Origin of the sequence: Streptomyces blattellae (assembly GCF_009709555.1) — a bacterium.
Classification (GTDB): domain Bacteria; phylum Actinomycetota; class Actinomycetes; order Streptomycetales; family Streptomycetaceae; genus Streptomyces; species Streptomyces blattellae.
The window spans coordinates 47,656-73,521 of the sequence record NZ_WJBG01000142.1 but is presented as its reverse complement, the minus strand read 5'-3'; the positions used below and the strand labels follow the sequence as shown (position 1 = coordinate 73,521).

Sequence of the window (25,866 nt, the reverse complement as noted above, 5' to 3'; positions counted from 1 at the left end):
AGGCACGGACCCCGCCATCCATCAAGCATCGCCGGGCACGACCTCCCGCCGTCGTCCGGCGTCATCGGGGCGGAGGTGCTCGCGGCGCGAGGACCGCCGGCGCGGCTTCAGGGAGTGCATCGACCGCCGGCTGCGTCGCCAGGGGGAAGCGCTGAGCACGTGTGTCCGTCCGTACGGTTCACTCCAGCCCGTACACCCGCCGGGCGTTCCCCGCCGCGATCAGCCCCGCCACCCGTTGCGCATCCGCCAGCGACCACGCCCCCTCGGCCACCCAGCCACCCAGCACGCGCCCGAGCGCCTCGCGGAACAGCCGTGCCCCGACGACATGCAGCTCCGGCAGCCCTTGGGCCCCGCTGGAGAAGAGGATCTTGCCGAACGGGGCCAGTTCGAGGATCTCGGCGAGGACGGTCGCGGCGCGGGCGCCGGTGCGGACCAGGGCGGCGCCGGAGTCGGCGTAGACGTGCGGGAAGACGCCGGCGAGGTGGGCGGCGTGCCGGTGGTAGGGGTAGCTGTGCAGCAGGACGAGGTCCGTGCCCAGGCCGGCGGTGGCCCGTACGAAGTCCGTGAGCAGAACGGGATCGGTGCGATCGATGCGTAAGCCCGGTTCGCCGAGCCCGGCATGCAGCTGAAGGGGCAGCCCCGACGCCACCGCGATCCACAGCAGGTGCCGCAGCAGCACCGGGTCGGTCAGTTCTCCGCCGACCCGGCGGCCGGCGAGCCACCGGCCGGCCGCGCCGCGCACCTCCCCCGGCCCCGGCGGTTCGGGCGCCAGCGCCAGCCCGTGCCGTGCGCCCGCCACGGAGGTGAAGGCGACGGCGCTCCCCGCGGCGCCGTGCACCGATTCGGCGAGGTTGGCGAGGAACGACTCCACCGTGCCGGAGGTGTCGGCGACCTGCTCGGCGAGGAGCTCCAGCCGTACGATCTCGCGCGTCTCGGCGGACGCGGCGGACGCCAGTTCGTCCGGGCCGGTGAGGTCGCCGGGCAGCCCGGTGTCGATCAGATACGTCGTGATGCCGCTGCCGCGCAGCAGCCTGCGGCCCGATTCCAGTACGCCGAGTTCACGGCGCCGGGCGAGATAGCGGGCGGGCGGGCAGTGCGGTTCCAGGCCGAGCAGCGGGGGGCACCAACGCCGTACGGCGAACCCGGTCTGGGTGTCGAAGAGGGTGGTGCCGGGGGCGGGCGGGCCCTCGGTGCGGGCCAGCTGGGCCTCGAAGGTGCCGAGGCCCAGCTCTGTGCGCAGTACGCCGTGGCAGTACTGGTCCACGAGGGACGGCGTTTCGATCATCCGGAACTCCCACCGTGCGGCGCTTGCACGGCCTAACGGGTGAACCGGCGTCTAGGTGTTGCTCAACCGCCGAGCTGGATGCCGGCCATCCGCTTCCACTCGTACGTCCCCGTCGTCACCTTCGCCGCGAACTCCCCGTCGAAGTGCTCGTGGACCGTGATCCCGGACTTCTCCACCGCCTTCTGGGCGATCTCGTACGACGTGGCCACCAGGTCGCCCCAGCCGCCGTCCGCACCGACGAGGACGATACGGGCGCCGCGCTCACCGAGGTAGGCGACCTGCCCCTCGGCACCGCCGTGCGCCTTGGAGAAGGCGCTGATCTGCCGGGCGAGCCGGGCCGCCTTGCGCTCGGCCTTCGCGTCAACCTGCTGCGTGTCTGCCATGTCCAGGATGCTACTCACGGGTAGAACGGCTGGCGAGACCAGGGCCGTGTGACGTGTGTCAGCGAAGGGACGTGTGTCAGCGGAGGAAGGGGTCCACCGCGACGGCGACGAAGAGGATCGACACGTAGGTGATCGACCAGTGGAACAACCGCATCTCCTTGAGCTTCGCGCCCGTCACCTCGGCCTTGGCCCGGCTCTGCAGACCGTGCGCCTCCCAGAGCCAGAAGCCGCCGGCCAGCAGCGCGACCAGCGTGTAGAACCAGCCGGTGTAGCCGAGCGGGGTCAGCAGCAGGGACACCGCCACCATCACCCAGCTGTAGAGCACGATCTGCTGGGCGACCACCTTGTTGCTGGCGACGACCGGCAGCATCGGCACGCCCACGCGCGCGTAGTCCTCTTTCACCTTCATGGACAGCGGCCAGTAGTGCGGCGGCGTCCAGAAGAACATGACGAGGAAGAGGATGACCGGCGCCCACGACAGGGAGTCGGTGACGGACGACCAGCCGATCAGGACCGGAAGGCAGCCGGCGATGCCGCCCCACACGATGTTCTGCGAGGTACGGCGTTTGAGGATCATCGTGTAGACGACGACGTAGAAGAGGAGCGCGCCCAGCGACAGCCAGGCTGACAGCCAGTTGACGGCCAGGCCGAACAGGAGCGTCGAGACGACGGCCAGGGTGATGCCGAAGGCCAGGCACTCGCGCGGGCTGACCATGCCGGTGACGAGGGGCCGCTGTGCGGTGCGGTCCATGAGCGCGTCGATGTCACGGTCGATGTACATGTTCAGCGCGTTGGCGCCACCCGCGGAGAGGTAGCCGCCGAGGCAGGTGAGCAGGACCAGCTTCATGTCCGGTACGCCCTGCTCGGCGAGGAACATCACCGGAACGGTGGTGATCAGCAGCAGCTCGATGATCCGCGGCTTGGTCAGCGCCACGAACGCCATGATCCGGGCCCCTACCGGCCGCCGGCTCGGGTTCTGGCTCGCCCCGATAACCCCCGCAGGACGGGATTCAACGGCCGTCACGCACACCCCTGACAGAGACATCCCAGCAAGCCTGAACCGTGTGAAGTCCCGGTAAAGGCTCGCGCGTACCACGCCACTGTAGACGTTGCCCAGACCCGGACATTCGCGGGGGTGGGGTCGTGTTGGGCGACGCCTGTGAACGAGCCGCGGGGCACTCGATTGAGCACTCTCACGACCGGCTCCGTATTCAGATGCCGAATCGAAACGGACCGGTCGGGAGGCGGATCCGGGGCAGCCCCGGCAGTCTGGAATGACTCGAAAAGGCGCACGTACTCGCGGGGGTAGGCTCGACAGCGGCCGGGGCGTGCAGAGCACCGGCAATCGACGTGTATGACATGCACCGGCATGCGACATGCGTGACGTTCCGACATGCGTGACATGTGGAGAGGAGCCCTGACCCAGGGTGAGCACCAAGCCGACCACCACAGACCTTGAGTGGACCGAGCTGGACCAGCGGGCCGTCGACACCGCCCGCGTCCTGGCCGCCGATGCCGTACAGAAGGTCGGCAACGGCCATCCCGGTACGGCGATGAGCCTGGCGCCCGCCGCCTACACCCTCTTCCAGAAGGTGATGCGGCACGACCCGGCGGACCCCGACTGGACCGGACGCGACCGTTTCGTGCTGTCCGCCGGGCACTCGTCCCTGACCCTCTACACCCAGCTGTACCTGGCCGGCTTCGGCCTGGAGCTGGACGATCTGAAGGCCTTCAGGACGTGGGGCTCGAAGACCCCGGGCCACCCCGAGTACGGCCACACCGCCGGCGTGGAGACCACCACCGGCCCGCTCGGCCAGGGTGTCGCCAACGCGGTGGGCATGGCGATGGCCGCCCGCTACGAACGCGGTCTGTTCGACCCGGACGCGCCCGCCGGCACCTCGCCCTTCGACCACTTCGTCTACGCGATCGCCGGTGACGGCTGCCTCCAGGAGGGCATCTCCGCCGAGGCCTCCTCCCTCGCCGGCCACCAGCGGCTCGGCAACCTGGTTCTGCTCTGGGACGACAACCACATCTCGATCGAGGGCGACACGGAGACCGCGGTCTCCGAGGACACCGTGAAGCGGTACGAGGCGTACGGCTGGCATGTGCAGCGCGTCGCCCCGAAGCCGGACGGCGACCTCGACCCGCACGCCATCCACCACGCCATCGAGGCCGCGAAGCAGGTGACGGACAAGCCGTCCTTCATCGCGATGCGCTCGATCATCGCCTGGCCCGCCCCGAACGCGCAGAACACCGAGGCCGCGCACGGCTCGGCGCTCGGCGACGACGAGGTGGCCGCCACCAAGCGTGTCCTCGGCTTCGACCCGGAGCAGACCTTCGAGGTCTCGGACGAGGTCATCGACCACACCCGCGGCGCGATCGAGCACGGCCGTCAGGCCAGGGCGGAGTGGGAGAAGTCCTTCCAGGAGTGGCGCAACAACAACCCGGAGCGCGCCGCCGAGTTCGACCGCGTCAGCAAGGGCGAGCTGCCGGCCGGCTGGGAGGAGAAGCTCCCGGTCTTCGAGGCGGGCAAGGGCGTCGCCACCCGCGCCGCCTCCGGCAAGATCCTGCAGGCGCTGGGTGCGGTCATCCCCGAGCTGTGGGGCGGCTCGGCCGACCTGGCCGGCTCCAACAACACGACGATCGACAAGACGTCGTCGTTCCTCCCGGCGGACAACCCGCTCCCGGAGGCCGACCCGTACGGCCGCACGATCCACTTCGGCATCCGCGAGCACTCCATGGCCGCGGAGATGAACGGCATCGCCCTGCACGGCAACACCCGTATCTACGGCGGCACGTTCCTCGTGTTCTCGGACTACATGCGCAACGCCGTGCGCCTGTCGGCCCTGATGCACCTGCCGGTGACGTACGTCTGGACGCATGACTCCATCGGCCTCGGCGAGGACGGCCCGACGCACCAGCCGGTCGAGCACCTCGCCTCGCTGCGCGCCATCCCGGGCCTGAACGTCGTGCGCCCGGCCGACGCCAACGAGACCGCGATCGCCTGGCGCGAGATCCTGAAGCGCCACACCAAGGTCTTCGGCGAGGGCGCCCCGCACGGTCTGGCACTGACCCGGCAGGGCGTGCCGACGTACGAGCACAACGAGAACGCCGCGCGCGGTGGTTACGTGATGTTCGAGGCGTCCACGGGCACACCGGAGGTCATCCTCATCGCGACCGGTTCCGAGGTGCACGTCGCCGTCGGGGCACGCGAGCAGCTGGAGGCCGGCGGGGTGCCGACTCGGGTGGTGTCCATGCCGTGCGTGGAGTGGTTCGAGGAGCAGGACCAGGGGTACCGGGACACCGTCCTGCCGTCCGCCGTGAAGGCGCGGGTGGCGGTCGAGGCGGGTATCGGTCTCACCTGGCACAAGTACGTCGGGGACGCCGGTCGCATCGTTTCCCTGGAGCACTTCGGTGCTTCCGCCGACGGCAAGGTCCTTTTCCGCGAGTTCGGCTTCACTGCCGAGAACGTGGCCGCCGTAGCACGGGAATCGATGACTGCGGCCCAGCGCTGACGCTCACATACGACACGTAGGAGATGCATTTTCCATGACAGACGCACTGAAGCGCCTCTCCGATGAAGGCGTCGCGATCTGGCTGGACGACCTGTCGCGCAAGCGGATCACGTCCGGCAACCTCGCCGAGCTGATCGACGAGCAGCACGTCGTGGGCGTCACCACCAACCCGACCATCTTCCAGAAGGCGATCAGCAGCGGCGACGGCTACGAGCAGCAGCTCGCGGACCTCGCCGCCCGCAAGGTCACCGTGGAAGAGGCCGTCCGCATGATCACCACGGCGGACGTCCGGGACGCCGCGGACATCCTGCGCCCGGTGTTCGACGCCACCGGCGGCCAGGACGGCCGGGTCTCGATCGAGGTCGACCCGCGGCTCGCGCACAACACCAGGGCGACGATCGCCGAGGCCAGGCAGCTGGCCTGGCTGGTCGACCGCCCGAACACGCTGATCAAGATCCCGGCCACCAAGGCGGGCCTGCCGGCGATCACCGAGACGATCGGCAACGGCATCAGCGTCAACGTCACGCTGATCTTCTCGCTGGAGCGCTACCGCGAGGTCATGGACGCCTACCAGGCGGGCCTGGAGAAGGCCAGGGCCAAGGGCCTGGACCTCTCCCAGATCCACTCGGTGGCCTCCTTCTTCGTGTCCCGTGTGGACACCGAGATCGACCAGCGGATCGACGCGCTCGGCACCGCCGAGGCCAAGGCGCTGCGCGGCAAGTCCGCCGTCGCCAACGCGCGTCTCGCCTACCAGGCGTACGAGGAGGTCTTCGGGACCGACCGCTGGAGCGCGCTGGAGAGCGCGGGCGCCAACAAGCAGCGTCCGCTGTGGGCGTCGACCGGCGTGAAGGACCCGGCGTACAAGCCGACCCTGTACGTCGACGACCTGGTCGCCCCGAACACCGTGAACACCATGCCGGAGGCCACCCTCCAGGCCACCGAGGAGCACGGCGGGATCACCGGCGACACCATCGCCGGGACCTACGAGCAGGCCCGCGCCGACCTCGACGCGGTCGAGGCGCTCGGGATCTCGTACGACGACGTGGTCCAGGTGCTGGAGGACGAGGGCGTCGACAAGTTCGAGGCGTCCTGGAACGACCTGCTCAAGTCGACCGAGGCGGTCCTGGAGCGCCTCGCCCCCGCGGAGGGCTGAGACCTTGACCCCTCTTTCCGGTTCCGGAGCGAACCCGCTCCGTGACCCCGCGGACCGACGGCTCCCGCGTGTCGCGGGGCCGTCGGGCCTGGTCATCTTCGGTGTCACGGGCGATCTGTCCCGGAAGAAGCTGATGCCCGCGGTGTACGACCTCGCCAACCGGGGTCTGCTGCCGCCGGGCTTCTCCCTGGTCGGCTTCGCGCGCCGTGAGTGGGCGCACGAGGACTTCGCGCAGGAGGTCCACGACGCGGTCAAGGCACACGCCCGTACGCCGTTCCGCGAGGAGGTCTGGCAGCAGCTCATCCAGGGGATGCGCTTCGTCCAGGGCACCTTCGACGACGACGACGCGTTCGAGCGGCTGCGTGCGACCATCGAGGAACTGGACAAGGCCCAGGGCACGGGCGGCAATTTCGCCTTCTATCTGTCGGTGCCGCCGCGCTCGTTCCCGGTGGTCATCCAGCAGCTGAAGAAGCACGGCCTCGCCGACCAGAGCAGCGGTTCCTGGCGGCGCGCGGTCATCGAGAAGCCGTTCGGCCACGACCTGAAGTCGGCCGAGGAGCTGAACAAGGTCGTCCACGAGGTCTTCGCCCCGGACCAGGTCTTCCGCATCGACCACTACCTGGGCAAGGAGACCGTCCAGAACATCCTGGCGCTGCGCTTCGCCAACACGATGTTCGAGCCGATCTGGAACCGGTCCTTCGTCGACCATGTGCAGATCACGATGGCCGAGGACATCGGCATCGGTGGGCGGGCCGGTTACTACGACGGTATCGGCGCCGCCCGTGACGTCATCCAGAACCACCTGCTCCAGCTCATGGCGCTGACCGCCATGGAGGAGCCCGCCTCCTTCGACGCGGACGCGCTGGCCGCCGAGAAGACCAAGGTGCTCGGCGCGGTGCGGCTGCCGAAGGACCTGGGCCGGGACACCGTCCGCGGGCAGTACGCGGCGGGCTGGCAGGGCGGCGAGAAGGCGGTCGGCTACCTCCAGGAGGAGGGCATCGACGCCCACTCCAAGACCGACACCTACGCCGCGATCAAGCTGGAGGTCGACAACCGCCGCTGGGCGGGCGTCCCCTTCTACCTGCGCACCGGCAAGCGGCTCGGCCGCCGCGTCACCGAGATCGCGGTCGTCTTCCAGCGCGCCCCCCACTCCCCCTTCGACCACACGGCGACGGAGGAGCTGGGCAAGAACGCGATCGTCATCCGCGTGCAGCCCGACGAGGGCGTCACCGTCCGCTTCGGCTCCAAGGTGCCCGGCACCTCGATGGAGATCCGGGACGTGTCCATGGACTTCGCGTACGGCGAGTCCTTCACGGAGTCCAGCCCGGAGGCGTACGAGCGGCTGATCCTGGACGTCCTGCTCGGCGACTCGAACCTCTTCCCGCGCACCGAGGAGGTCGAGCTGTCCTGGGAGATCCTCGACCCGATCGAGGAGTACTGGGACACCAACGGCAAGCCGGCGCAGTACCCGGCCGGAACCTGGGGCCCCGTCGAGGCGGACGACATGCTCGAACGAGACGGACGGAGCTGGCGCCGGCCATGAAGATAGACCTCACGGACACCACGGCCAGCAAGATCAACAAGGCCCTGGTCCAGGGCCGCCGCGACATCGGCACGCCCGCCGTCGGCATGGTCCTCACCCTGGTCATCGTCACCGACGAGGAGAACGCCTACGACGCTCTGAAGGCCGCCAACGACGCCTCGCACGAGCACCCTTCGCGCACGCTGGTCGTCATCAAGCGGGTCTCCCGCTCAGCGCGCGACCGTACGACCTCCCGTCTGGACGCCGAGGTGCGGGTGGGCGCCGACGCCGGCACCGGCGAGACGGTGGTGCTGCGGCTGTACGGCGAGGTGGTGGGCCATGCCCAGTCCGTCGTCCTGCCGCTGCTGCTGCCGGACGCGCCGGTGGTGGTCTGGTGGCCGGTCGACGCACCCCTCGATGCGGCCCACGACCCGCTGGGCGCCCTGGCCCAGCGCCGGGTCACCGACACCTACGCCGCCGAGCAGCCCGTACGGGAACTCGGCGCCCGCGCCGACACCTACGCCCCCGGCGACACGGACCTGTCGTGGACCCGCATCACGCCCTGGCGCTCGATGCTGGCCGCGGCCCTGGACCAGGTCACCTGCGAGGTCAAGGCCGTCGAGGTGGAGGGCGAGGAGTTCAACCCGAGCTGCGAGCTGCTGGCGATGTGGCTCGCGGACCGGCTGGGCGTCCCCGTGAAGCGGTCGCTGTCGTCGGGCCCCGGTCTGACGGCCGTGCGCATGGACACCACCTGCGGTCCGATCGTGCTGGACCGGGCGGACGGCTCCCTGGCGACCCTGTCCATCGAGGGCCAGCCGGACCGTGCGGTGGCGCTGAAGCGCCGGGAGACGGCCGAGCTGATCGCGGAGGAGCTGCGGCGGCTCGACCCGGACGACACGTATGCGTCGGCGCTGCGGTTCGGGGTGGAGCGGCTGAACGCGGCGCCCACGTCGGCGGTTCGGGGTGCCGAAGCCGCGGTGGCCAAGGCGGAGCAGGCGGTCGCGCTGGCCGGAGCCGCCGTGGCCAAGGCCGAGGAGTCGCCGGACGGAGACCCTTCTCCGGCCGAGGAGGGGTCTCCGGCCAAAGGAGAAGCGGTCCGGACCCCCGTCGAGTCGGCTGCCAAGGCTCCCGCGAAAGAGGCGGCGGCCCAGGCACCGGTGAAGAAGGCGGCGGCGAAGTGAGCACCCCGCAACTGGTCGTGCACCGCGACAAGGAGCTGATGGCGCAGGCCGCCGCGGCCCGGCTGATCACGAAGATCGTGGACGCCCAGGCCTCGCGCGGCTCCGCGTCGGTGGTGCTCACCGGCGGCCGCAACGGCAACGGCCTGCTCGCCGCGCTGTCGGCCGCCCCCGCCCGGGACGCCGTCGACTGGGCCCGGCTCGACCTGTGGTGGGGCGACGAGCGGTTCCTGCCCGACGGCGACCCCGAGCGCAATGTCGCGCAGGCCCGCGAGGCCCTGCTGGACGCGGTTCCGCTCGACCCGAAGCGGGTGCACGCGATGCCCGCCTCGGACGGTGCCTACGGCGCCGACGTGGAGGCGGCGGCCGCCACCTACGCCGAGGAACTGGCCCGTGCCGCCGGCCCGGAGAACCACGGCGCCGTCCCCACCTTCGACGTCCTGATGCTGGGCGTCGGCCCGGACACCCACGTGGCCTCCCTCTTCCCGGAGCTGCCCGCCGTTCGGGAGACCGAGCGCACGGTGGTCGGCGTCCACGGCGCCCCCAAGCCCCCGCCCACCCGGGTCACCCTCACGCTCCCCGCGATCCGGGCGGCCCGCGAGGTGTGGCTGCTGGCGGCCGGCGCGGACAAGGCGAACGCCGTGGCGATCGCCCTGTCGGGTGCGGGCGAGGTCCAGGCACCGGCGGCGGGTGCCTACGGCAGGCAGCGCACCCTCTGGCTGCTGGACGCCGCGGCTGCGTCCCAGCTGCCACGGTCGCTGTATCCGCCGGCTTCGCCCTGAGCACAGCCCTGCCCTGCCGGAGGCCCCAGGTGGATCCGCCTGGGGCTTCTTGGCGAGGTCCGCCGTCACTTGACCGAGCCCGCCATCACCCCCTGCACGAAGTGCCGCTGGAACGCGAAGAACACCGCGACCGGCACGATCAGCGACATAAAGGCGCCCGGTGCGAGCACGTCGATGTTGCTGCCGAACTGCCGTATCTGGGACTGGAGTTCAACGGTGAGCGGCTGGGAGGAGCTGTCCGCGAACAGCAGGGCCACCAGCATGTCGTTCCAGACCCACAGGAACTGGAAGATGGCGAGGCTGGCGAGGGCGGGGCGGCCCACCGGCAGGATCAGGCGGGTGAAGATGCGCCACTCGCTGCCGCCGTCCATGCGTGCCGCCTCCAGCATCTCCTTCGGTATCTCGGCGAAGTAGTTGCGCAGCAGGAACACGGCGAACGGCAGCCCGTAGGCCACGTGGAAGAGCACGACACCCGGGATCGTGCCGAACAGGCCCAGCTGGCCGAAGAGTTTGGCCACCGGCAGCAGGCCGATCTGCACCGGCACCACCAACAGCGCGACCACCAGCAGGAAGAGCGGCTCGCGGCCGGGGAAGTCCAGCCAGGCGAAGCCGTATCCGGCGAGTGCCGCGATGATGACGACCAGGGCCGTGGCCGGGACCGAGATCAGCACGGTGTTCCAGAAGGCCCGGGAGATGCCGGCGTTCTCCAGCAGGGCGGAGTAGTTGTCGAAGGACAGCTGGCCGGGGCTGGTGAACACCGTCCACCAGCCGCCCGTCGCCGTGTCCTCGGCGGACCGCAGCGACGACAGGAACAGCCCGGCCAGCGGGGTGAGCCAGACCAGGCCCAACACCACGAGGAAGGCCTGGACCAGGCTGTTGCCCAGGCCCCGTCGGACGGCGTTCATCGCTGACTCCCTCGGAAACGGCGGACGTTGAAGACCATCGCGGGGATCACCAGGAGCAGCAGGAGCACACCGAGCGCGCTGCCGAGTCCCTGGTCGTTGCCCCCGCCGAAGGACACCAGCCACATCTGCGTCGCCAGGACGGTCGCGTCCTCCTGCACGGGTCCGGGCGCGATGATGTAGACGAGGTCGAAGACCTTCATCACGTTGATCACCAGGGTCACGAACACCACGGTCAGCACCGGCGCCAGCAGCGGCACGGTGATCTTCCGGAAGATCTGCCACTCGTTCGCGCCGTCCATCCGGGCCGCCTCCAGCGCGTCCCGGGGCAGCGTCGAAAGCCCCGCGCCGATCAGCACCATCGCGAAGCCGGTCCAGATCCACAGGTACGCCCCGATGATGGCGGGCGTCACGAGCGCCGGCCCGAGCCAGGAGACGCCGTCGTAGGGCGGGGCGAAGTTCGAGGCGGGCAGTTTCACGGTGTACGAGCCCTCGCGCAGACCCTCGAAGCGGAAGGAGCCGTCGGACGCGGTGGTCGTCGAGCCGACCGTCTTCCCGTCGCGCACCGCCTCGACCGCCATCTCCGGCAGCCCGCTCTCCCGCCGGTCGACCCGGCCCTGCTCTCCTCCGCCGCCGGGCGTGAAGTCCAGGTAGACGACGCCGTTCAGCTCACCGGGGGCGGCCTGCCGCCCGGCCGCCGCGTACGCGGGCTCGGCGCCGCCCGGCACGTCGCCGGGCAGCACGCCGACCAGACCGAGCGCCACCGTGTCACCCGGCGAGACGTCCGCGGTCGTCCGGTACGCCCCGTCCGCCTCCTTGGTCATCCCCTGGCCGTCGCGCGCCCGCGCCGTCGGATACGACGACGTGCCCTGGAAGGCGTCGTGGACGCCGACCACCGCGGCGTTCAGCACGCCCTTGTCGGGGTCCTCGTCGTAGGCGAGCCGGAAGATGATCCCGGCCGCGAGGAACGACACGGCCATCGGCATGAACAGCAGCAGCTTGAACGCCGTCGCCCAGCGGACCTTCTCCACCAGGACGGCCAGGATCAGCCCCAGCCCGGTCAGCAGCGCCGGCGCCACGACGACCCAGATCGCCGTGTTGCGTACGGCCTTGAGGGTCGCCGGGTCGCGGAACATCTCGGTGTAGTTGTCGCCGCCGACGAACTGTGTCCCGGACGCGTCGAAGAAGCTGCGGCCGACGGAGAACAGCACCGGGTAGACCACGAGGGCGCCGAGCAGGAGCAGGGCGGGGAAGACGAACAGCAGGGCGACGATCCGCCCCCGCCGCCGCGGGCGCCGGCCACGTCCGGCACCGGCGGCGGCCGGGGGGCTCGCCTCTTGCACGAGGGTCGAGGTCACGGCCGTCAGTTCCCGTACGCCTTGGCCGCAGCGTCCTCCAGTTCGGCGGCGGTCGCCTTCGGGTCCGAGGGGTCGCGCAGGAAGTCCTGCAGGATCTTCCACTCGCCCGCGCCCTTGGTGCCGCCGAACGCCGCCGGCGCCTGGTCGGACATGTCGAAGCGGACCGAGTCGCCCGCACCGACCAGGGACTCGGCGGTCGCACGGGTGACGTCGTCGGCGTAGGCGGCGAGGTCGAGCTGCTTGTTCGGGGACAGGAAGCCGCCCGCCCCGGCCCACACCGCCGCGGCCTCGGGTGTGGCGAGGTACTCCAGGAGCGCCATGCCGGCGTCGGCGTTCTTGCCGTCCTTGAGGACGACGGCCGCGTCGCCGCCGCTGACGACCGGCGCGGTGCCGCCGTCGACCGCCGGGAACGGGAAGAAGTTCGCGTCCTCGCCGATGGTCTTGCCGAACTGGTCCTGGGCGACACCGGCGACGAAGTCGCCCTCGTAGACCATGCCGGCCTCGGGCTCCGGCCCGAACACCTTCTCCACCGAGCCCGGGAAGTCGGTGTTGAGGGCGCCCTTCTGCCCGCCCGCGACCAGTTGCTCGTCCTCGAACAGCTCGCCGAGCGTGGTGAGCGCCTCGACCACGGTCGGGTCGGTCCACTTCAGCTCGTGGGCGGCCAGGGCGTCGTACTTCTCGGGTCCGGCCTGGGAGAGGTAGATGTTCTCGAACCAGTCGGTGAGCGTCCAGCCGTCCTGCCCGGCGACCGAGAACCCGGCGAGACCGGAGTCGGAGACGGTCCGCCCGGCCTGCAGCATCTCGTCGTACGTCGCCGGCGCCTCGACCCCGGCCTGGGCGAGGGCGTCGGGGCTGTACCAGACGGTCGACTTGTGAGCGGCCTTGAAGTACAGGCCGTAGAGCGTGCCGTCGACGCTGCCGTACGTCTTCCAGGCATCCGAGTAGTTGGCGCCGACGGACTGCTGGGCGGTCGTGGACAGCGGCTTGAGCCAGCCCTCCTCCGCGAACTGCTGGACCACGCCGACCTGCGGGACCATCACGACGTCGGGGGCGTTGCCGCCCTCGATCTTACTGCCGACGAAGGTGGAGACGTTGTCCCCGGTGGACACGAACTGGGTCTTCGCGCCGGTCTTCTCGCTGAAGGCGTCGAGCACCTTCTGGAAGTTCTCCTGCTCGCTGCCGGACCAGACACCGGCCACGCTGACCGTCTGGCCACTGAGCGCCTTGTCATCTCCGCCGGACGTGGAGGTGTCGCCGCCACAGGCGGTCGCGCCGAGCGCCAGGACGAGGGCGGTGCAGCCGGTGAGCAGGGTGGTACGTCGTCTCATCATCGTTGATGTCCCTTCGGTGGGTGGGTGGTTGACGGAGGATCAGAGATCGTTGATCCACCAGGCGGTCGTCGAGCCGGGAAGCACTCCGGCCGCCGGGCAGTCCCCGCTGGCCAGCAGCGGAGTACCGGGCACCGGTGCGGGCACGGGTGCCGTGGTGAAGTTGACGGCGCAGACCAGGTCGTCGCCGCGGACGAAGGCGAGGACGCCCGGCGGGGTGTCCAGCCAGCGCAGCGTCCCCTCGCCCAACTGGGGCAGGGAGGAACGCAGTTGGAGGCCTTCGCGGTACAGGTGCCAGAAGGAGCGGGTGTCGGCGAGGGCACGGTCGGTGGCGTGCTGGGCGAACCACTCCGGCTGCGGCAGCCACGGCTTGGCACCCTCCACCCCGGAGGTGAAGCCGAACGGGGACGCCTGCCCCGACCACGGCAGCGGCACCCGGCAGCCGTCGCGGATCCGGGCGCGGCTGCCGGTACGGCGGAAGATCGGGTCGGTGAGCACGTCGTCGGGCAGATCGACGACCTCGGGCAGGCCCAGCTCCTCGCCCTGGTAGACGTACGCGGCTCCGGGCAGCGCCAGCATCAGCAGCGCGGCGGCGCGGGCGCGGGCGGCACCGAGTCCGCTGCCCTCGGTGGCGGGTTCGCCGTAGCGGGTGACGGTGCGGACCTGGTCGTGGTTGTTGAGGACCCAGGTGACCGTCGAGCCCGTGCCGGCGATGTCCTGCATGGCCTCCGAGACGACTTTGCGGAAGGCGTCGGCGTCCCAGGGGGCGCTCAGCAGGTCGAAGAAGAAGGCCTGGTGGAGTTCGTCGGAGCGGACGTACCGGGCGTGCTCGCGCGCGGTCGGGACGGACACCTCGCCGACGAGGAGCCGCTCACGGCCGTCGCGGGCGGTGTACTCCTCGCACAGGGAACGCCAGTCACGCCACACCGCGTGCACCTCGGGCTGGTTCCAGGCGAGCGGGTTGACCGAGTCGCGAGTGCGGGCGTCGGCCTCCGGGTCGTCCGAGTCGGGCAGCTCCGGGTGCTTGAAGAGACCGGCGGCGACATCGATGCGGAAGCCGTCGATGCCCCGGTCCAGCCAGAAGCGGAGGATCCGGTCGAACTCGGCGCCGGTCCCGGGGTCGCGCCAGTTCCAGTCGGGCTGCTCGGGCGCGAACATGTGCAGGTACCACTGGCCGGGCCGCCCGTCCGCCTCGGTCACCCGGCTCCAGGCCGGGCCACCGAACATGGAGTGCCAGTTGTTGGGCGGCTCCGCCCCGTCGGGCCCGCGGCCGTCGGCGAAGTGGAAACGGGCGCGGGCCGCACTGCCGGGTCCGGCGGCGAGTGCCTCACGAAACCACGGATGCTCGCTGGAGCAGTGGTTGGGGACGATGTCGAGCAGCACCCTGATGCCGAGCCGCCGGGCCGCCGCCATCAGCAGGTCGAACTCGGCGAGGTCGCCGAAGAGCGGGTCGACATCGCAGTAGTCGGCCACGTCGTAGCCGTGGTCGTGCTGGGGCGAGGGGTAGAAGGGGCTCAGCCAGATCCCGTCGACGCCGAGCTTCTTCAGATACGGCAGTCCGGCCCGGACGCCCGCGAGATCGCCGATGCCGTCACCGGTGCTGTCCAGGAAGCTGCGGACGTACACCTGGTAGATCACCGCGTCACGCCACCAGTGCTGCTTGTTCAACCCATTGACCTGTCTCTGCGAGGGCTGACGGTTATGCATGCATGTTAGGTAGATGTGTCGCGGAGGTGTCAATGAACGTGGCGCGATTACCGAGCAGTTGGCCGGTCAAATCCGGACTTATCAGGGCGCAAAACGACAGGTCGATACGTCCGCGTTACCTAACAGGTAACTACCGACTACCGATTACCGATTACCGGCTACCGGCTACCGGCTACCGGCTACCGGCTACCGGCTACCGGCTACCGGCTACCGACGGGAGATGGCGGCAAGCTCGCGCGCCAACCGCCGCACCGCACCCCCGGGCGTCTCACGCCCGGTCATCGCATCCTGCACGGCCGCCTGCACCGCCAGGCTGACCTGGTCGTAGCGCGGGCTCTTGGGGCGCGGAGCGGCGGCGAGCACGCTCTCGCGCAGGATCGGCAGATACGGAAAGCGCCGGACGAGCGCCGGATCGTCATAGAGATCGGCGCGCACCGGCGGCAGCGCCCCGCGCGTGAGCACCTGGCGCTGGACGGGCTCGCCGGTGAGGTACGCGAGCAGCCGCGCGGCCGTGTCGGGGTGCCGCGCATGGGTGTTGACGGCCAGGTTGGAGCCGCCGAGCACACTCGCGCCCGGCCCGTCGGGACCGGGCAGCGGTACGACCCCGACCTTCCCGGCCAGCGGTGACCCTTCGGCCGAGGCGGCGGCGTAGGCGTAGGGCCAGTTGCGCAGGAACAGCAGGCGGCCGTCGAGGAAGGCCTGCTTGGACTCCTCCTCCTTGTACGTCAGCGCCTGCTGCGGGATCCAGCCCTCGCGCACCCCGCGGGCGAGGAACCCGAGGCCCTCGCGGGCCGCGTTCGAGTTCACGGTGACGCGTTCGCCCTCGTCGCCCAGGATCGTGCCCCCGGCCGAGTACACGGCCTCGGCCGCGTTGACGGTCAGGCCCTCGTACGGCAGGAACTGGCCGGCGTAGCCGTCGAGGCCGTACTTCGGGGCGACCGTCTTCGCGGCCCGCTCCAACTCGGCCCAGGTGCGCGGCGGCGGCAGGCCCTCCCTCTCCAGGATGTCCTTGCGGTAGAGCAACAGCCCGGCGTTGGTGACGTACGGGACGGCGTACAGACGCCCGTCGTATGTCGCCGTGTCGACGACCGGGGGCAGGAAGGAGTCGAGCGGAAAGCGGTCCTGTGCCAGCGGGCGAATCCAGCCGGCCGCCGCGAACTCGGAGGTCCAGGCGACATCGATGTTGAGGATGTCGAAACGGCCGCGGTCACCGCCGCGCAGATCGGTGATCATCTGTGCACGGGTCTCGTCGGCCGAGTCCGGCAACTCGACGAGGGTCACCTTCTCGTCGGGATGGGCGCGGTTCCATCCCGCCAGCAGAGGGCCTAGATACCCGGTGAGGTCTCCGGCGGTGGCCAGGGTCAAGGGTCCCCGGTCGCCCTTGGCCGCGTCGTCGGCCCGTGCGCCCGAGGCCACATATCCTGTCAAGATCACGACGAGGACGAGAAGACCCCTACCGGCGGCGTGTATCCACCGCATAGGTTCCTCCCTGTGCACCGGCGCCGAGCACCTTCGCCCGGAGTCAGAGGACATATATACCTGTTAGGTATGGGCGATACTAGGGTCTGCCGCACATTACAAGGACGCGAGGAGGAGAGAACGAGTGCGCCTGCCGCTCCTGGCACTCCTCGCGCGCGGACCGGCCCACGGCTACGAACTCAGGCAGGACCTTGAGCAACTGCTGGGCTCCGCGTACCCTCAGCCGAACATCGGCCAGATCTATGTGACCCTCGGACGACTTGAGAAGACGGGCCTGATCGAGGGCGAAGAGGTCGAGCAGTCGAGCCGGCCCAACAAGAAGATCTACCACCTCACCGACGCCGGGCGCGAGGCGCTGCACGCCTGGTACGAGGAGACGGCGGACGAGCCGCGAGTGCGGGACGAGTTCTTCATGAAGCTCGCCCTCGCCCCCCAGACCGGTCTGGCCGACCAGATCGCGCTGATCAACAAACAGCGGCGCCAGTACCTGAACACCATGCGCAACCTGTCGAAGCTGGCCGCCGCCGAGAACCGGGACAACCGGGTCGCCCACCTGTTGATCGAGGGCGCGATGCTCCATCTGCAGGCCGACCTCGACTGGTTGGAGCGCTGCCAGGAGGAACTGGAGGAGCCGGAGTGAGCGACAGCCCCACTCCTCTGCTGCGCGCCGAGGGACTGGTCAAGACGCACTACGGCGAGGGCGCCCCGGCACACGCCGTGCGCGGCGTCGATCTGTGCGTGACGGGGGGCGAGTTCGTGGCCGTCACCGGCCCGTCCGGCGCCGGCAAGTCGACGCTGCTGCACCTGCTCGGGGGGTTGCAGCGGCCGGACGGCGGCAGCATCTGGCTGGACGGCGAGTGCACCGACTCCTACACCGAGGCGCGCTGGGCCGTGGAGCGCCGTCGGCGCATCGGGATCGTCTTCCAGTTCTTCAACCTGGTCTCCAACCTCTCCGTCGCCGACAACGTCGAGCTGCCCGCCCTGCTCGCCGGGGCGCCGCCCAAGCGTGCCCGGGCCGAGCGGGAGGCGCTGCTGGAGGAGCTGGGTCTGGCCGGCAAGGAGCGCAGCATGCCGGGTGAGCTGTCCGGCGGTGAGCAACAGCGGGTCGCACTGGCCCGCGCCCTGGTCAACCACCCGCCGCTGCTGCTCGCCGACGAACCCGCGGGCAGCCTGGACAGCCGGGGCACCCGCGAAGTCATGCGGCTGCTCTCCCGCTTCCACCAGCGCGGCCAGACGATCGTGCTGGTCACCCATGACGCCCGACTGGCCAGCGCCGCGGACCGGGTCATCAGCTTCTTCGACGGCCGCATCGCGGACGACGCAGAACTGACCGGCACACCCTCGCGCCGAGTCGGCACGTCCGGCGTGCTGGAGCTGAAGGACTGACCCGCGGTGTACGACAAACTGGCGCCGGACGGACCGGGCGCAGACGACGAGCGGGCGGTCACTCGCCCGACCGCAGACGAGGAGTGGGCGGTCACTCGCCCGAGCACAGACGAGGAGTGGGCGGTCACTCGCCCGACCACAGACGACCAACCGGCAGTCGCTCGCCCGAACACAGACGACCAACCAGCTCCAGGCCACCCAGACGCCGACCGCGAACCGACGGCAGGCAGCCCGAGCACAGACGACGAGCCAGCACCCGGCCACCCAGGCACAGACGACCAACCGACGGCCAGCCGCCAGGGCACATACGGCGAACCGACAGCCAGCGGCCAGGGCACATACGGCGAACCGACAGCCAGCGGCCAGGGCACATACGGCGAACCGACGGCAGGTAGTCCGGGCGCGCGCGAGTCGGGACAGGCGGCGCTGAAGATCACGCGGCGGCGCTCTGGGTGTTCCGGCGCACCCGGGTTGGGGCAACCTGCCCCGCGGATGCGCCACCGCAACCACGCCCACCCCGACGCACACAGGCCGAACCAACCGGCCCTGCTGTCCCCGGGGCGCGGCCACAACCGCCCCGGCGCACCCGGGGCGAGTCAGCCTGCGTTGCGCGTCCCACCGTGCGGCCACCGCCGCGGCGCACCCGGCTCAAGGGGCTGAGGCCATGCGAGCAACCCTGCGCTGGGTGCACTCCGACCTGCGCACGCACCGCGGCGAGGCACTGTTCATCATGCTCGCCACCGCCGGAGTCGTCGTCTCCCTGCTCCTCGCGACGGCACTCTTCGGCTACGCGACCAACCCCTGGCAGCGTGTGTTCACCCAGTCGCGGGACGCGCACGTGTGGATCCACACCGGCCCCTCCGCCGACGCGCGCGAGCTGGCCGCACTGGACGGAGTCGAGTCCGTCGCGGGCCCCTACCCCACCGAGTCGGCCACCATCGCCTCCCGCGGCGTCCGCGCATCCGTCGAGCTGCGCGGCACGGCCGCCCGGCCCGCCGTCGGGCGCCCGCTGCTGACGTCGGGCCGCTGGCTGGACGACGCGCGCCCCGACGGTGTGGTGCTGGAGAGCCACCTGGCCGCCGCCCTGCTCGCCGAGCCCGGAGACGTCCTCGCCCTGCCCGGCACCGCGCGCACCCTGACCGTCGCCGGGGTCGCCGACAGCGCCGAGCCGTACTACCGCCCCGGTGAGCGCCCGGGACTCGTATGGGCACTGCCGTCCGCCGTGCGCGCCCCGGACGGCGAGGTCACCGGGCTGCGCCTGACGGACCCGGAGGAAACGGACTACGCCGTCCAGCGTGCCGTCACCGTGCTCGGCGCCGGCGCGGTCAGCGAGGTCTCCACCTGGCAGCAGGCCCGGTCCGAGGCGCAGGGCGACACCCGCCTCCTCGGCCAGGTGCTGGGCCTGTTCGGACTCGGCGCGCTGCTCGCCGCCGGACTGGCCGTGCACGGGGCGATCGGCACCCGCATCCGGGGCCATCTGCGCGACATCTCGGTCCTGAAGGCGATCGGCTTCACGCCCGGCCAGGTCGTCCGGGTCTTCCTGTTCCAGCACGTGGCCTACGCCCTGCTCGGCGCGGTGGCCGCGGCGGCGCTCACCCGGGCGCTGGGAAGCCGGATCCCGGGCCGTCTCGGTGACGCGGTCGGCGTGTGGCAGGGGCTGCCGGGGCACACCGCCGCCCTGCTCGCGATACCGGTGGGCGCCGTGCTGTTCATCGCCGCGACCACCGGGCTCGCGGCCTGGCGAGCGGGACGCGTGTCCCCGGTGCCCGTGTCGCGGACCGCCGCGCCGACGGGCGGCGGGCTGTCGGGCCCGGCGCGCGGAGCGCTCGGGCTGCGGCTGCCGCCGGCCCTGGTCCTGGGCTGGCACAAGGCGTTTCCCCGCCGGCCACGGACACCGGCCACCGTCGCCCGGCTCGCGCTCCCCCTGCTGCTGATCGTGGTGGCGATGAGCGCCTGGGCCACCATCGACCGCTTCCACAGCAGGCCCGACCAGGTCGGCCTCGCCGCCGCGCTCACCGTCCGCCCCGACGGCGAGGTCAGCGACCGCGATGTCCGGGCCCTCTTCGACCGCGATCCGCGCATCGCCGCAGCCCACCCGGGCGTCGAGGTGGCGGCCCTGGTACCGGGCCAGACCGCCACGATCGCCCTGCGCGGTCTCGGCACCCGCCAGGACCCTTACCCGTACGCCCTGGCCGAGGGCCGCCCCGCCCGCGGCCGGGACGAGGCGGTGGCCGGGCAGGGGCTGCTCGATCTGCTGGACGTGCGGGTCGGCGACTGGGTGCGCATGACCGTGGGCGACCAGCCGCAGATCCTGCACATCGTGGGCCGCAGCATCGAACCGGAGAACGCCGGCCGGGTCATCTCCACCTCCCTCGACACCCTCCGCGAGAACGACCCCCGGCTGCGTCCCACGCTCTACCAGTTGCGCCTCCAGCCGGGTGCCGCCCCCCGCGAGGTCGCGGGCGACCTCGCCACCGCCGCCCGCGGGCACGTGGACGTGCACGCCGTGCCGAATCCGGTGGACGGGCTGTCACCGCTGCGCGGAGTCGTGCTCGGGCTGATCGCCATCCTCGCGCTCATCGGGATCGTCGAACTGCTGACGATGATCGGCGGCACAGTCCGCGAGGGCGAGCGGGACCTGCTGGCGCTCAAGGCCGTCGGCCTGACCCCACGGCAGATCACCGCCGTCACCGTCACGGCGACCGCCTGCACCACCCTGGCCGCGGTCGTGCTCGGCACGGCGCTGGGGCTGCCCCTCGCGCACTGGCTCATCGACGCGCAGGGCAGGTCCAGCGGCATCGGCGCCGGGATAGCGCAGGGTCCGTCGCCCGTACTCCTGGTGCTGTTCGGCGCAGCCGCCGTGGTGGGCGCCGCCGCCCTCGCCGCCCTGCCCGCAGCCCGCGCGGCCGGCGGGCGACTCGCCGACACCCTGAGCGCGGCGGCGTAGAGCCGCGGTGGAAGCCGGCTCACCTGTTGTCTCAGGGTGCACGGGCACGCGTCGATGATCGCCAGGGAGTTCACGGGAAGCGGACGGCCTCGCGGCGTCCGCTTCCCGCATCGTGATCGCTACCGGCCGCGCAGCTCCCGGTACTTGGCGACCAGAGCCTTGCTGGACGCGTCCAGGCCGGGCACCTCCGCGCCCTCGGTCAGGGCGGGCTCGACCCGCTTGGCGAGGACCTTGCCCAGCTCGACCCCCCACTGGTCGAAGGAGTCGATGTTCCAGACGGCGCCCTGCACGAACACCTTGTGTTCGTAGAGGGCGATCAGCTGGCCGAGGACCGACGGGGTCAGCTCGCGCGCGAGGATCGTGGTCGTCGGGTGGTTGCCCAGGAACGTCTTGTGCGCCACCAGTTCCTCGGGCACACCTTCCGCACGCACCTCCTGAGGCGTCTTGCCGAAGGCCAGTGCCTGCGTCTGGGCGAAGAAGTTCGCCATCAGCAGGTCGTGCTGCGCCTTGAGTTCGTCACTCAGCTCGGCGACCGGCTCGGCGAAGCCGATGAAGTCGGCCGGGATCATCTTCGTGCCCTGGTGGATCAGCTGGTAGTAGGCGTGCTGCCCGTTGGTGCCGGGCGTGCCCCAGACGACCGGCCCGGTCTGCCACTCCACCGGAAGGCCGTCCCGCCCGACGTACTTGCCGTTGGACTCCATGTCTAGCTGCTGCAAGTAGGCGGTGAACTTGGACAGGTAGTGGCTGTAGGGCAGTACCGCGTGCGACTGGGCGTCGTGGAAGTTGCCGTACCAGATGCCCAACAGGCCCAGCAGCAGCGGCACGTTGGCGTCCGCGGGCGCGCTCTTGAAGTGCTCGTCGACGATCCGGAACCCGTCGAGCATCTCGCGGAACCGGTCCGGCCCGATGGCGATCATCAGGGACAGGCCGATCGCCGAGTCGTACGAGTACCGTCCGCCGACCCAGTCCCAGAACTCGAACATATTGGCCGGGTCGATACCGAAGCCGGAGACCTTCTCGGCGTTGGTCGACAGCGCCACGAAGTGCTTGGCGACGGCTTCCTGACCGGCCTTCAGCTCACCCAGCAGCCAGTTGCGGGCCGAGGTCGCGTTGGTGATCGTCTCGATCGTGGTGAACGTCTTCGAGGCGATGACGAACAACGTCTCAGCCGCGTCCAGGTCGCGGACGGCCTCGTGCAGGTCGGCCCCGTCCACGTTCGACACGAAGCGGACCGTCAGGTCGCGGTCCGTGTAGCTGCGCAGCACCTCGTACGCCATCGCCGGGCCGAGGTCGGAGCCGCCGATGCCGACGTTGACCACGTTCTTGATGCGCTTGCCGGTGTGGCCGGTCCAGGCGCCGGAACGGACCCGCTCGGCGAAGTCGGCCAGCTTGTCCAGGACCGCGTGCACACCCGGGACCACGTTCTCCCCGTCGACCTCGACCACCGCGTTCCGCGGGGCGCGCAGCGCGGTGTGCAGCACGGCGCGGTCCTCGGTGATGTTGATGCGGTCACCGCGGAACATGGCGTCCCGGAGGCCGAACACATCCGTGGCGGCGGCCAGTTCACGCAGCAGCCGCAGCGTCTCGTCGGTGACGAGGTGCTTGGAGTAGTCGACGTACAGGTCGCCGACCTGGAGTGTGTAACCGGAGCCGCGGCCGGGGTCGGCGGCGAACAGCTCGCGCAGCTGCACCTCGCCGAGTTCCTCACGGTGCTTGGCCAGCGCGGTCCACTCGGGTGTCTGGTTGAGCCGGGTACGGCTTTCTGCGTTCATCTCGGACTTCAGCCTTCTTTCCTACCTGTCCTGCCTGCGTACCTTGCCCCGCTGCCGGTCCCAACCTAGTTGATCAGCGCGTGACGTGAGCTGTCGTGGTGCCGTCCTGCCGTGCAACGACAAGTACGTTCGCCTTGAGCGCGGGTATCAGCGCGGTGACGGACAGGGCGAAGAAGGCTGCCGCGAGCAGCGCCGGGGTGTTCAGTCCCCACGCGGTGGCGACGGCTCCGCCCAGCAGGGCGCCCAGCGGTGCCCCGGCGACCCCGACCGTGCGGAAGGCGGCGCTGACCCGGCCCAGCAGTTCGGCGGGGCTGCGCTGCTGCATCAGGGTCGTGGTGTTGACGTTCCACACCATGCCCATGAACCCGAGCACGGCCAGGGCGGCGGCCAGCGCGACGAGGTTTCGCACCGAACCCATCACGACGAGCGCGCCGATCTGCACGGTCCCGGCGAGCAGCACCCCGCGGACCCGGCCCACCCGGGCGATCAGCGGTCTTCCGGCCACTCCGCCGGCCAGGCTGCCGACCGTGTACGCCGTCATCGCCACCGCGTAACCGGAGGTGCCCGCGTCCAGCCAGCCTGTGACCAGGAGCACCATGGTGGCGATGAGGGCACCCATGCCGATGTTGCACAGGGCGGTGGCGGCGCACAGGCCACGCAGGGTCTGGTCCCGCCACAGCGTGCGCAGCCCCTCCGCGATCTCGCGCCGCAGGGTGCTGCCCGCCGGTCTGGGCTTGCGCTCGGGCGGGGCTGTCCGCAGGGAGGCGACCAGTGCGGCCGCCACCAGATACGTGACCGCGTCGGCCGCGAAGGGCACCGCCGCTCCGGCCGCGATCAGCAGGGGCACGACCGGTGCGCCCAGCAGACCGCCCGCGAGACGCTGCCCGGTCATCAGGCGCGCATTCGCGCTGCCGAGCGCCTTGTGGTCCACCAGGGCGGGCAGCAGGGCCGTCGACGCGTTGTCGAAGAGGGTCTGGAGGGTGGTCAGGGCGAAGGCCAGCGCGATCAGCAGGGCGACCGAGGCGTGTCCGAGAGCCACGGCCGCCGCGAAGGAGGCGACCAGCAGGCCTCGTACCGCATCGACCATCCACATCGCGCGCCGCTGGTCCACCCGGTCGGCGACGGCGCCGCCCAGCAGTCCGAAGACGATCCACGGCAGATAGCCGCAGGCGGTCACCGCGGCGATCAGCAGCGGCCGGCCGGTCAGCGTCGCGGCGAGCAGCGGCAGCGCGGCCGTACGCAGCGCATCACCGAAGCTGGAGAGCACGGCGGCGCTCCACAGCCGCCCGAACCCGCCGCGCCACGCCGGCGCGCACCCGTCCCCCGTCTCGACCGCCGCCACGTATCCCCCTCACGATTCGCCCGATGCACAAACCGTAGAGGGCACCACTGACAATCGGCCGGGGCCCGGCGGCCCAGCGGCCCGCAAACAGCTCCGGCCAGGCACCTCTCGGTACCCGGCCGGTTCTCGACTCCTAGGCGTCCAGCGGGGCTTGGCCCGCCATCTGCCGGGCAGACCAGGCCCTAGATCTCGCCCCGCAGTTTGGCGAGTGCCTCGGCGAGGATCGCCTCGCCGTCCGCGTCGCTGCGCCGCTCCCGTACATACGCGAGGTGCGTCTTGTACGGCTCGGTGCGCGGCGGGTCCGGCGGGTTGTCCCGGTCCTGTCCTGCGGGGAAGCCGCAGCGCGGGCAGTCCCAGGTTTCGGGGACCTGCGCGTCGCTGGCGAAGCTGGGCTGCGTCTCATGCCCGTTGGAGCACCAGAAGGAGATGCGCAGCCGGGGCGCGGACTCGCCCCGCTCGGCCTCGCCCATCGGCCCCGCCCCGACCCGGCTTCCTCGGATCGCGTTGCCACTTGCCACGGTCGTAACTCCCTGCGTGATGGTGCCGCGAAGCGAGTCGGCGTTTCGCTTCGCTGCGAGCGCCTCAGTCTACGTAAGGCCCAACGCGCGTCCAGTGATTGGAGTTACAGCCCGCACACCTAGACGCAAGCCCCATGATAGGCCGCGCTCAGCTGCGCGTACCGAACATGGGGCCTTACGTACGGATTGTGCGTGCCGATCAGGCGTCCACCTTCATCAGGAGGCCGAGCACGACGATGCACGCGAACCACAGCAGACCGACGACCAGGGTGATGCGGTCGAGGTTGCGCTCGGCGACCGAGGAGCCGCCGACGGAGGACTGCATGCCGCCACCGAACATGTCGGAAAGGCCGCCGCCCTTGCCCTTGTGCATCAGCACCAGCAGCATCAGCAGCCCGCTGAAGACGATCAGGGCGATCGAGAACCCCATAACCACGGCTGGACCAACTTCCTCGGATCTGGATGGACGACAGGGGCACAGCCACCGGGCTGTGCCCCCGCAAGGGTACGACGTATCGCCGCTACCGCATACTCACTGGTCGCGGAAGCGCACGATCTTGACGAACTCGTCGGCATCGAGCGACGCACCGCCCACGAGCGCACCGTCGACGTCGGCCTGGGCCATGATCTCGGCCACGTTGCCCGCCTTGACGGAGCCGCCGTACTGGATGCGGACCTGGTCGGCGAGGTCCTGGGTGTACAGCTCGGCGAGCTTGCCGCGGATGGCGGCGCAGACCTCCTGAGCGTCCTCGGCGCCGCACACCTTGCCGGTGCCGATGGCCCAGACGGGCTCGTAGGCGATCACGATGGACTCGGCCTGCTCGGCAGGGACGTCCTTGAGGCCGCCCTCGACCTGGGCGAGGGTGTGGGAGACGTGGTTGCCCGCCTCGCGGACCTCCAGCTCCTCGCCGACGCACATGATCGGCGTCAGCCCGTGCTTGTAGGCGGCCTTGACCTTGGCGTTGACGATCTCGTCGGTCTCGGCGTGGTACTGGCGGCGCTCGGAGTGGCCGATCGCCACGTAGGTGCACTTCAGCTTGGCCAGCATCGGCCCGGAGATCTCGCCGGTGTAGGCGCCCGAGTCGTGCGCCGAGATGTCCTGGGCACCGTACTTGATCTTGAGCTTGTCGCCGTCGACCAGGGTCTGCACGGAGCGCAGGTCGGTGAAGGGCGGCAGGACGGCGACCTCGACGGCCTCGTAGTCCTTGTCGGCCAGGGCGAAGGCGAGTTTCTGGACGTGTGCGATGGCCTCAAGGTGGTTGAGGTTCATCTTCCAGTTGCCCGCCATGATCGGCGTGCGCGTGCTCAT

General features: G+C 70.7%; 21 protein-coding genes. 8 read left to right on the top strand and 13 right to left on the bottom strand.

Annotated elements, in window-relative coordinates; all coding sequences use genetic code 11:
* Positions 1-178: 178 nt before the first annotated feature.
* The 3 genes from GFH49_RS15500 to GFH49_RS15490 form a co-directional block, all read right to left on the bottom strand.
* Positions 179-1,285: an amidohydrolase family protein gene (locus GFH49_RS15500; protein WP_155056467.1), complete on the bottom strand. Its 1,107-nt coding sequence runs from the start codon at positions 1,283-1,285 to the stop codon at positions 179-181.
* 62 nt (positions 1,286-1,347) lie between these two features.
* The gene (locus tag GFH49_RS15495; protein WP_155056466.1) at positions 1,348-1,668 is read right to left on the bottom strand and encodes a hypothetical protein; all 321 of its coding nucleotides are present in this window, start codon (positions 1,666-1,668) and stop codon (positions 1,348-1,350) included.
* A 76-nt stretch (positions 1,669-1,744) separates the two neighbouring features.
* On the bottom strand, positions 1,745-2,698 hold the full coding sequence (locus GFH49_RS15490; protein WP_196218001.1) for a heme o synthase: 954 nt from the start codon (positions 2,696-2,698) through the stop codon (positions 1,745-1,747).
* 397 nt (positions 2,699-3,095) lie between these two features.
* On the opposite strand from GFH49_RS15490, the gene tkt reads away from it, so the two are divergent.
* The 5 genes from tkt to pgl are packed head-to-tail and all read left to right on the top strand — an operon-like array spanning position 3,096 to position 9,818.
* Positions 3,096-5,183: a transketolase gene (gene tkt / locus GFH49_RS15485; protein ID WP_155056464.1), complete on the top strand. Its 2,088-nt coding sequence runs from the start codon at positions 3,096-3,098 to the stop codon at positions 5,181-5,183.
* Positions 5,184-5,217: 34 nt separating this feature from the next.
* A complete protein-coding gene (gene tal, locus GFH49_RS15480) occupies positions 5,218-6,336 on the top strand; it encodes a transaldolase (protein ID WP_155056463.1) in 1,119 nt (372 codons plus the stop codon).
* A gap of 4 nt (positions 6,337-6,340) precedes the next feature.
* Positions 6,341-7,879: a glucose-6-phosphate dehydrogenase gene (gene zwf, locus GFH49_RS15475; RefSeq protein WP_155056462.1), complete on the top strand. Its 1,539-nt coding sequence runs from the start codon at positions 6,341-6,343 to the stop codon at positions 7,877-7,879.
* Positions 7,876-9,039 (top strand): glucose-6-phosphate dehydrogenase assembly protein OpcA, encoded by a 1,164-nt coding sequence (gene opcA, locus GFH49_RS15470; RefSeq protein WP_155056461.1) that lies wholly within the window; start codon positions 7,876-7,878, stop codon positions 9,037-9,039. The genes zwf and opcA overlap by 4 nt, the downstream gene beginning before the upstream one ends.
* A complete protein-coding gene (gene pgl, locus GFH49_RS15465) occupies positions 9,036-9,818 on the top strand; it encodes a 6-phosphogluconolactonase (protein ID WP_155056460.1) in 783 nt (260 codons plus the stop codon). Before opcA ends, pgl begins: the two co-directional genes overlap by 4 nt.
* Positions 9,819-9,883: 65 nt before the next feature.
* Here the strand turns inward: pgl and GFH49_RS15460 are convergent, their stop codons facing one another.
* From GFH49_RS15460 to GFH49_RS15440, 5 genes are all read right to left on the bottom strand, one after another.
* Entirely contained in the window at positions 9,884-10,723 is an 840-nt protein-coding gene (locus GFH49_RS15460) for a carbohydrate ABC transporter permease (protein ID WP_155056459.1), read from the bottom strand.
* On the bottom strand, positions 10,720-12,078 hold the full coding sequence (locus GFH49_RS15455) for an ABC transporter permease subunit (RefSeq protein ID WP_155056458.1): 1,359 nt from the start codon (positions 12,076-12,078) through the stop codon (positions 10,720-10,722). Before GFH49_RS15455 ends, GFH49_RS15460 begins: the two co-directional genes overlap by 4 nt.
* Before the next feature lie 5 nt (positions 12,079-12,083).
* Entirely contained in the window at positions 12,084-13,409 is a 1,326-nt protein-coding gene (locus GFH49_RS15450; protein WP_155056457.1) for an ABC transporter substrate-binding protein, read from the bottom strand.
* Between the two features lie 39 nt (positions 13,410-13,448).
* A complete protein-coding gene (locus GFH49_RS15445; RefSeq protein ID WP_196218000.1) occupies positions 13,449-15,113 on the bottom strand; it encodes a glycoside hydrolase family 13 protein in 1,665 nt (554 codons plus the stop codon).
* A 207-nt stretch (positions 15,114-15,320) separates the two neighbouring features.
* A complete protein-coding gene (locus GFH49_RS15440; RefSeq protein ID WP_155056455.1) occupies positions 15,321-16,592 on the bottom strand; it encodes an ABC transporter substrate-binding protein in 1,272 nt (423 codons plus the stop codon).
* 124 nt (positions 16,593-16,716) lie between these two features.
* Here GFH49_RS15440 and GFH49_RS15435 point away from each other — a divergent pair, with 124 nt between their 5' ends.
* The 3 genes from GFH49_RS15435 (at position 16,717) to GFH49_RS15425 (ending at position 20,925) form a co-directional block, all read left to right on the top strand.
* The gene (locus GFH49_RS15435) at positions 16,717-17,232 is read left to right on the top strand and encodes a PadR family transcriptional regulator (protein ID WP_155056454.1); all 516 of its coding nucleotides are present in this window, start codon (positions 16,717-16,719) and stop codon (positions 17,230-17,232) included.
* Entirely contained in the window at positions 17,229-17,978 is a 750-nt protein-coding gene (locus GFH49_RS15430; RefSeq protein ID WP_155056453.1) for an ABC transporter ATP-binding protein, read from the top strand. Before GFH49_RS15435 ends, GFH49_RS15430 begins: the two co-directional genes overlap by 4 nt.
* Before the next feature lie 664 nt (positions 17,979-18,642).
* The gene (locus GFH49_RS15425; RefSeq protein WP_155056452.1) at positions 18,643-20,925 is read left to right on the top strand and encodes an FtsX-like permease family protein; all 2,283 of its coding nucleotides are present in this window, start codon (positions 18,643-18,645) and stop codon (positions 20,923-20,925) included.
* 119 nt (positions 20,926-21,044) lie between these two features.
* On the opposite strand, the gene pgi is transcribed toward GFH49_RS15425, so the two are convergent.
* The 5 genes from pgi to tpiA form a co-directional block, all read right to left on the bottom strand.
* Positions 21,045-22,697 carry a glucose-6-phosphate isomerase gene (gene pgi, locus GFH49_RS15420; protein ID WP_155056451.1) on the bottom strand — a complete coding sequence of 551 codons (1,653 nt, stop codon included), beginning with the start codon at positions 22,695-22,697 and terminating at the stop codon, positions 21,045-21,047.
* 73 nt (positions 22,698-22,770) lie between these two features.
* Complete coding sequence (locus GFH49_RS15415; RefSeq protein ID WP_155056450.1) at positions 22,771-24,039, bottom strand: MFS transporter; 1,269 nt, start codon at positions 24,037-24,039, stop codon at positions 22,771-22,773.
* Positions 24,040-24,221: 182 nt separating this feature from the next.
* The gene (locus GFH49_RS15410; RefSeq protein WP_003976875.1) at positions 24,222-24,557 is read right to left on the bottom strand and encodes an RNA polymerase-binding protein RbpA; all 336 of its coding nucleotides are present in this window, start codon (positions 24,555-24,557) and stop codon (positions 24,222-24,224) included.
* A gap of 199 nt (positions 24,558-24,756) precedes the next feature.
* Positions 24,757-24,987, bottom strand: a complete 231-nt coding sequence (secG, locus tag GFH49_RS15405; RefSeq protein WP_155056469.1) for a preprotein translocase subunit SecG — start codon at positions 24,985-24,987, stop codon at positions 24,757-24,759.
* Positions 24,988-25,089: 102 nt separating this feature from the next.
* On the bottom strand, positions 25,090-25,866 hold the full coding sequence (gene tpiA, locus GFH49_RS15400) for a triose-phosphate isomerase (RefSeq protein ID WP_155056449.1): 777 nt from the start codon (positions 25,864-25,866) through the stop codon (positions 25,090-25,092).

What these genes read in the sequence shown, in the direction of transcription:
- opcA (WP_155056461.1), top strand. Translation starts at nt 7,876, where the DNA reads ATGAAGATAGACCTCACGGACACCACGGCCAGCAAGATCAACAAGGCC.
- tpiA (WP_155056449.1), bottom strand. Translation starts at nt 25,866, where the DNA reads ATGAGCACGCGCACGCCGATCATGGCGGGCAACTGGAAGATGAACCTC.
- GFH49_RS15440 (WP_155056455.1), bottom strand. Translation starts at nt 16,592, where the DNA reads ATGCGGTGGATACACGCCGCCGGTAGGGGTCTTCTCGTCCTCGTCGTG.
- tal (WP_155056463.1), top strand. Translation starts at nt 5,218, where the DNA reads ATGACAGACGCACTGAAGCGCCTCTCCGATGAAGGCGTCGCGATCTGG.
- secG (WP_155056469.1), bottom strand. Translation starts at nt 24,987, where the DNA reads ATGGGGTTCTCGATCGCCCTGATCGTCTTCAGCGGGCTGCTGATGCTG.
- GFH49_RS15500 (WP_155056467.1), bottom strand. Translation starts at nt 1,285, where the DNA reads ATGATCGAAACGCCGTCCCTCGTGGACCAGTACTGCCACGGCGTACTG.
- GFH49_RS15460 (WP_155056459.1), bottom strand. Translation starts at nt 10,723, where the DNA reads ATGAACGCCGTCCGACGGGGCCTGGGCAACAGCCTGGTCCAGGCCTTC.
- pgi (WP_155056451.1), bottom strand. Translation starts at nt 22,697, where the DNA reads ATGAACGCAGAAAGCCGTACCCGGCTCAACCAGACACCCGAGTGGACC.
- GFH49_RS15495 (WP_155056466.1), bottom strand. Translation starts at nt 1,668, where the DNA reads ATGGCAGACACGCAGCAGGTTGACGCGAAGGCCGAGCGCAAGGCGGCC.
- GFH49_RS15425 (WP_155056452.1), top strand. Translation starts at nt 18,643, where the DNA reads ATGCGAGCAACCCTGCGCTGGGTGCACTCCGACCTGCGCACGCACCGC.
- GFH49_RS15450 (WP_155056457.1), bottom strand. Translation starts at nt 13,409, where the DNA reads ATGATGAGACGACGTACCACCCTGCTCACCGGCTGCACCGCCCTCGTC.
- GFH49_RS15445 (WP_196218000.1), bottom strand. Translation starts at nt 15,113, where the DNA reads ATGCATAACCGTCAGCCCTCGCAGAGACAGGTCAATGGGTTGAACAAG.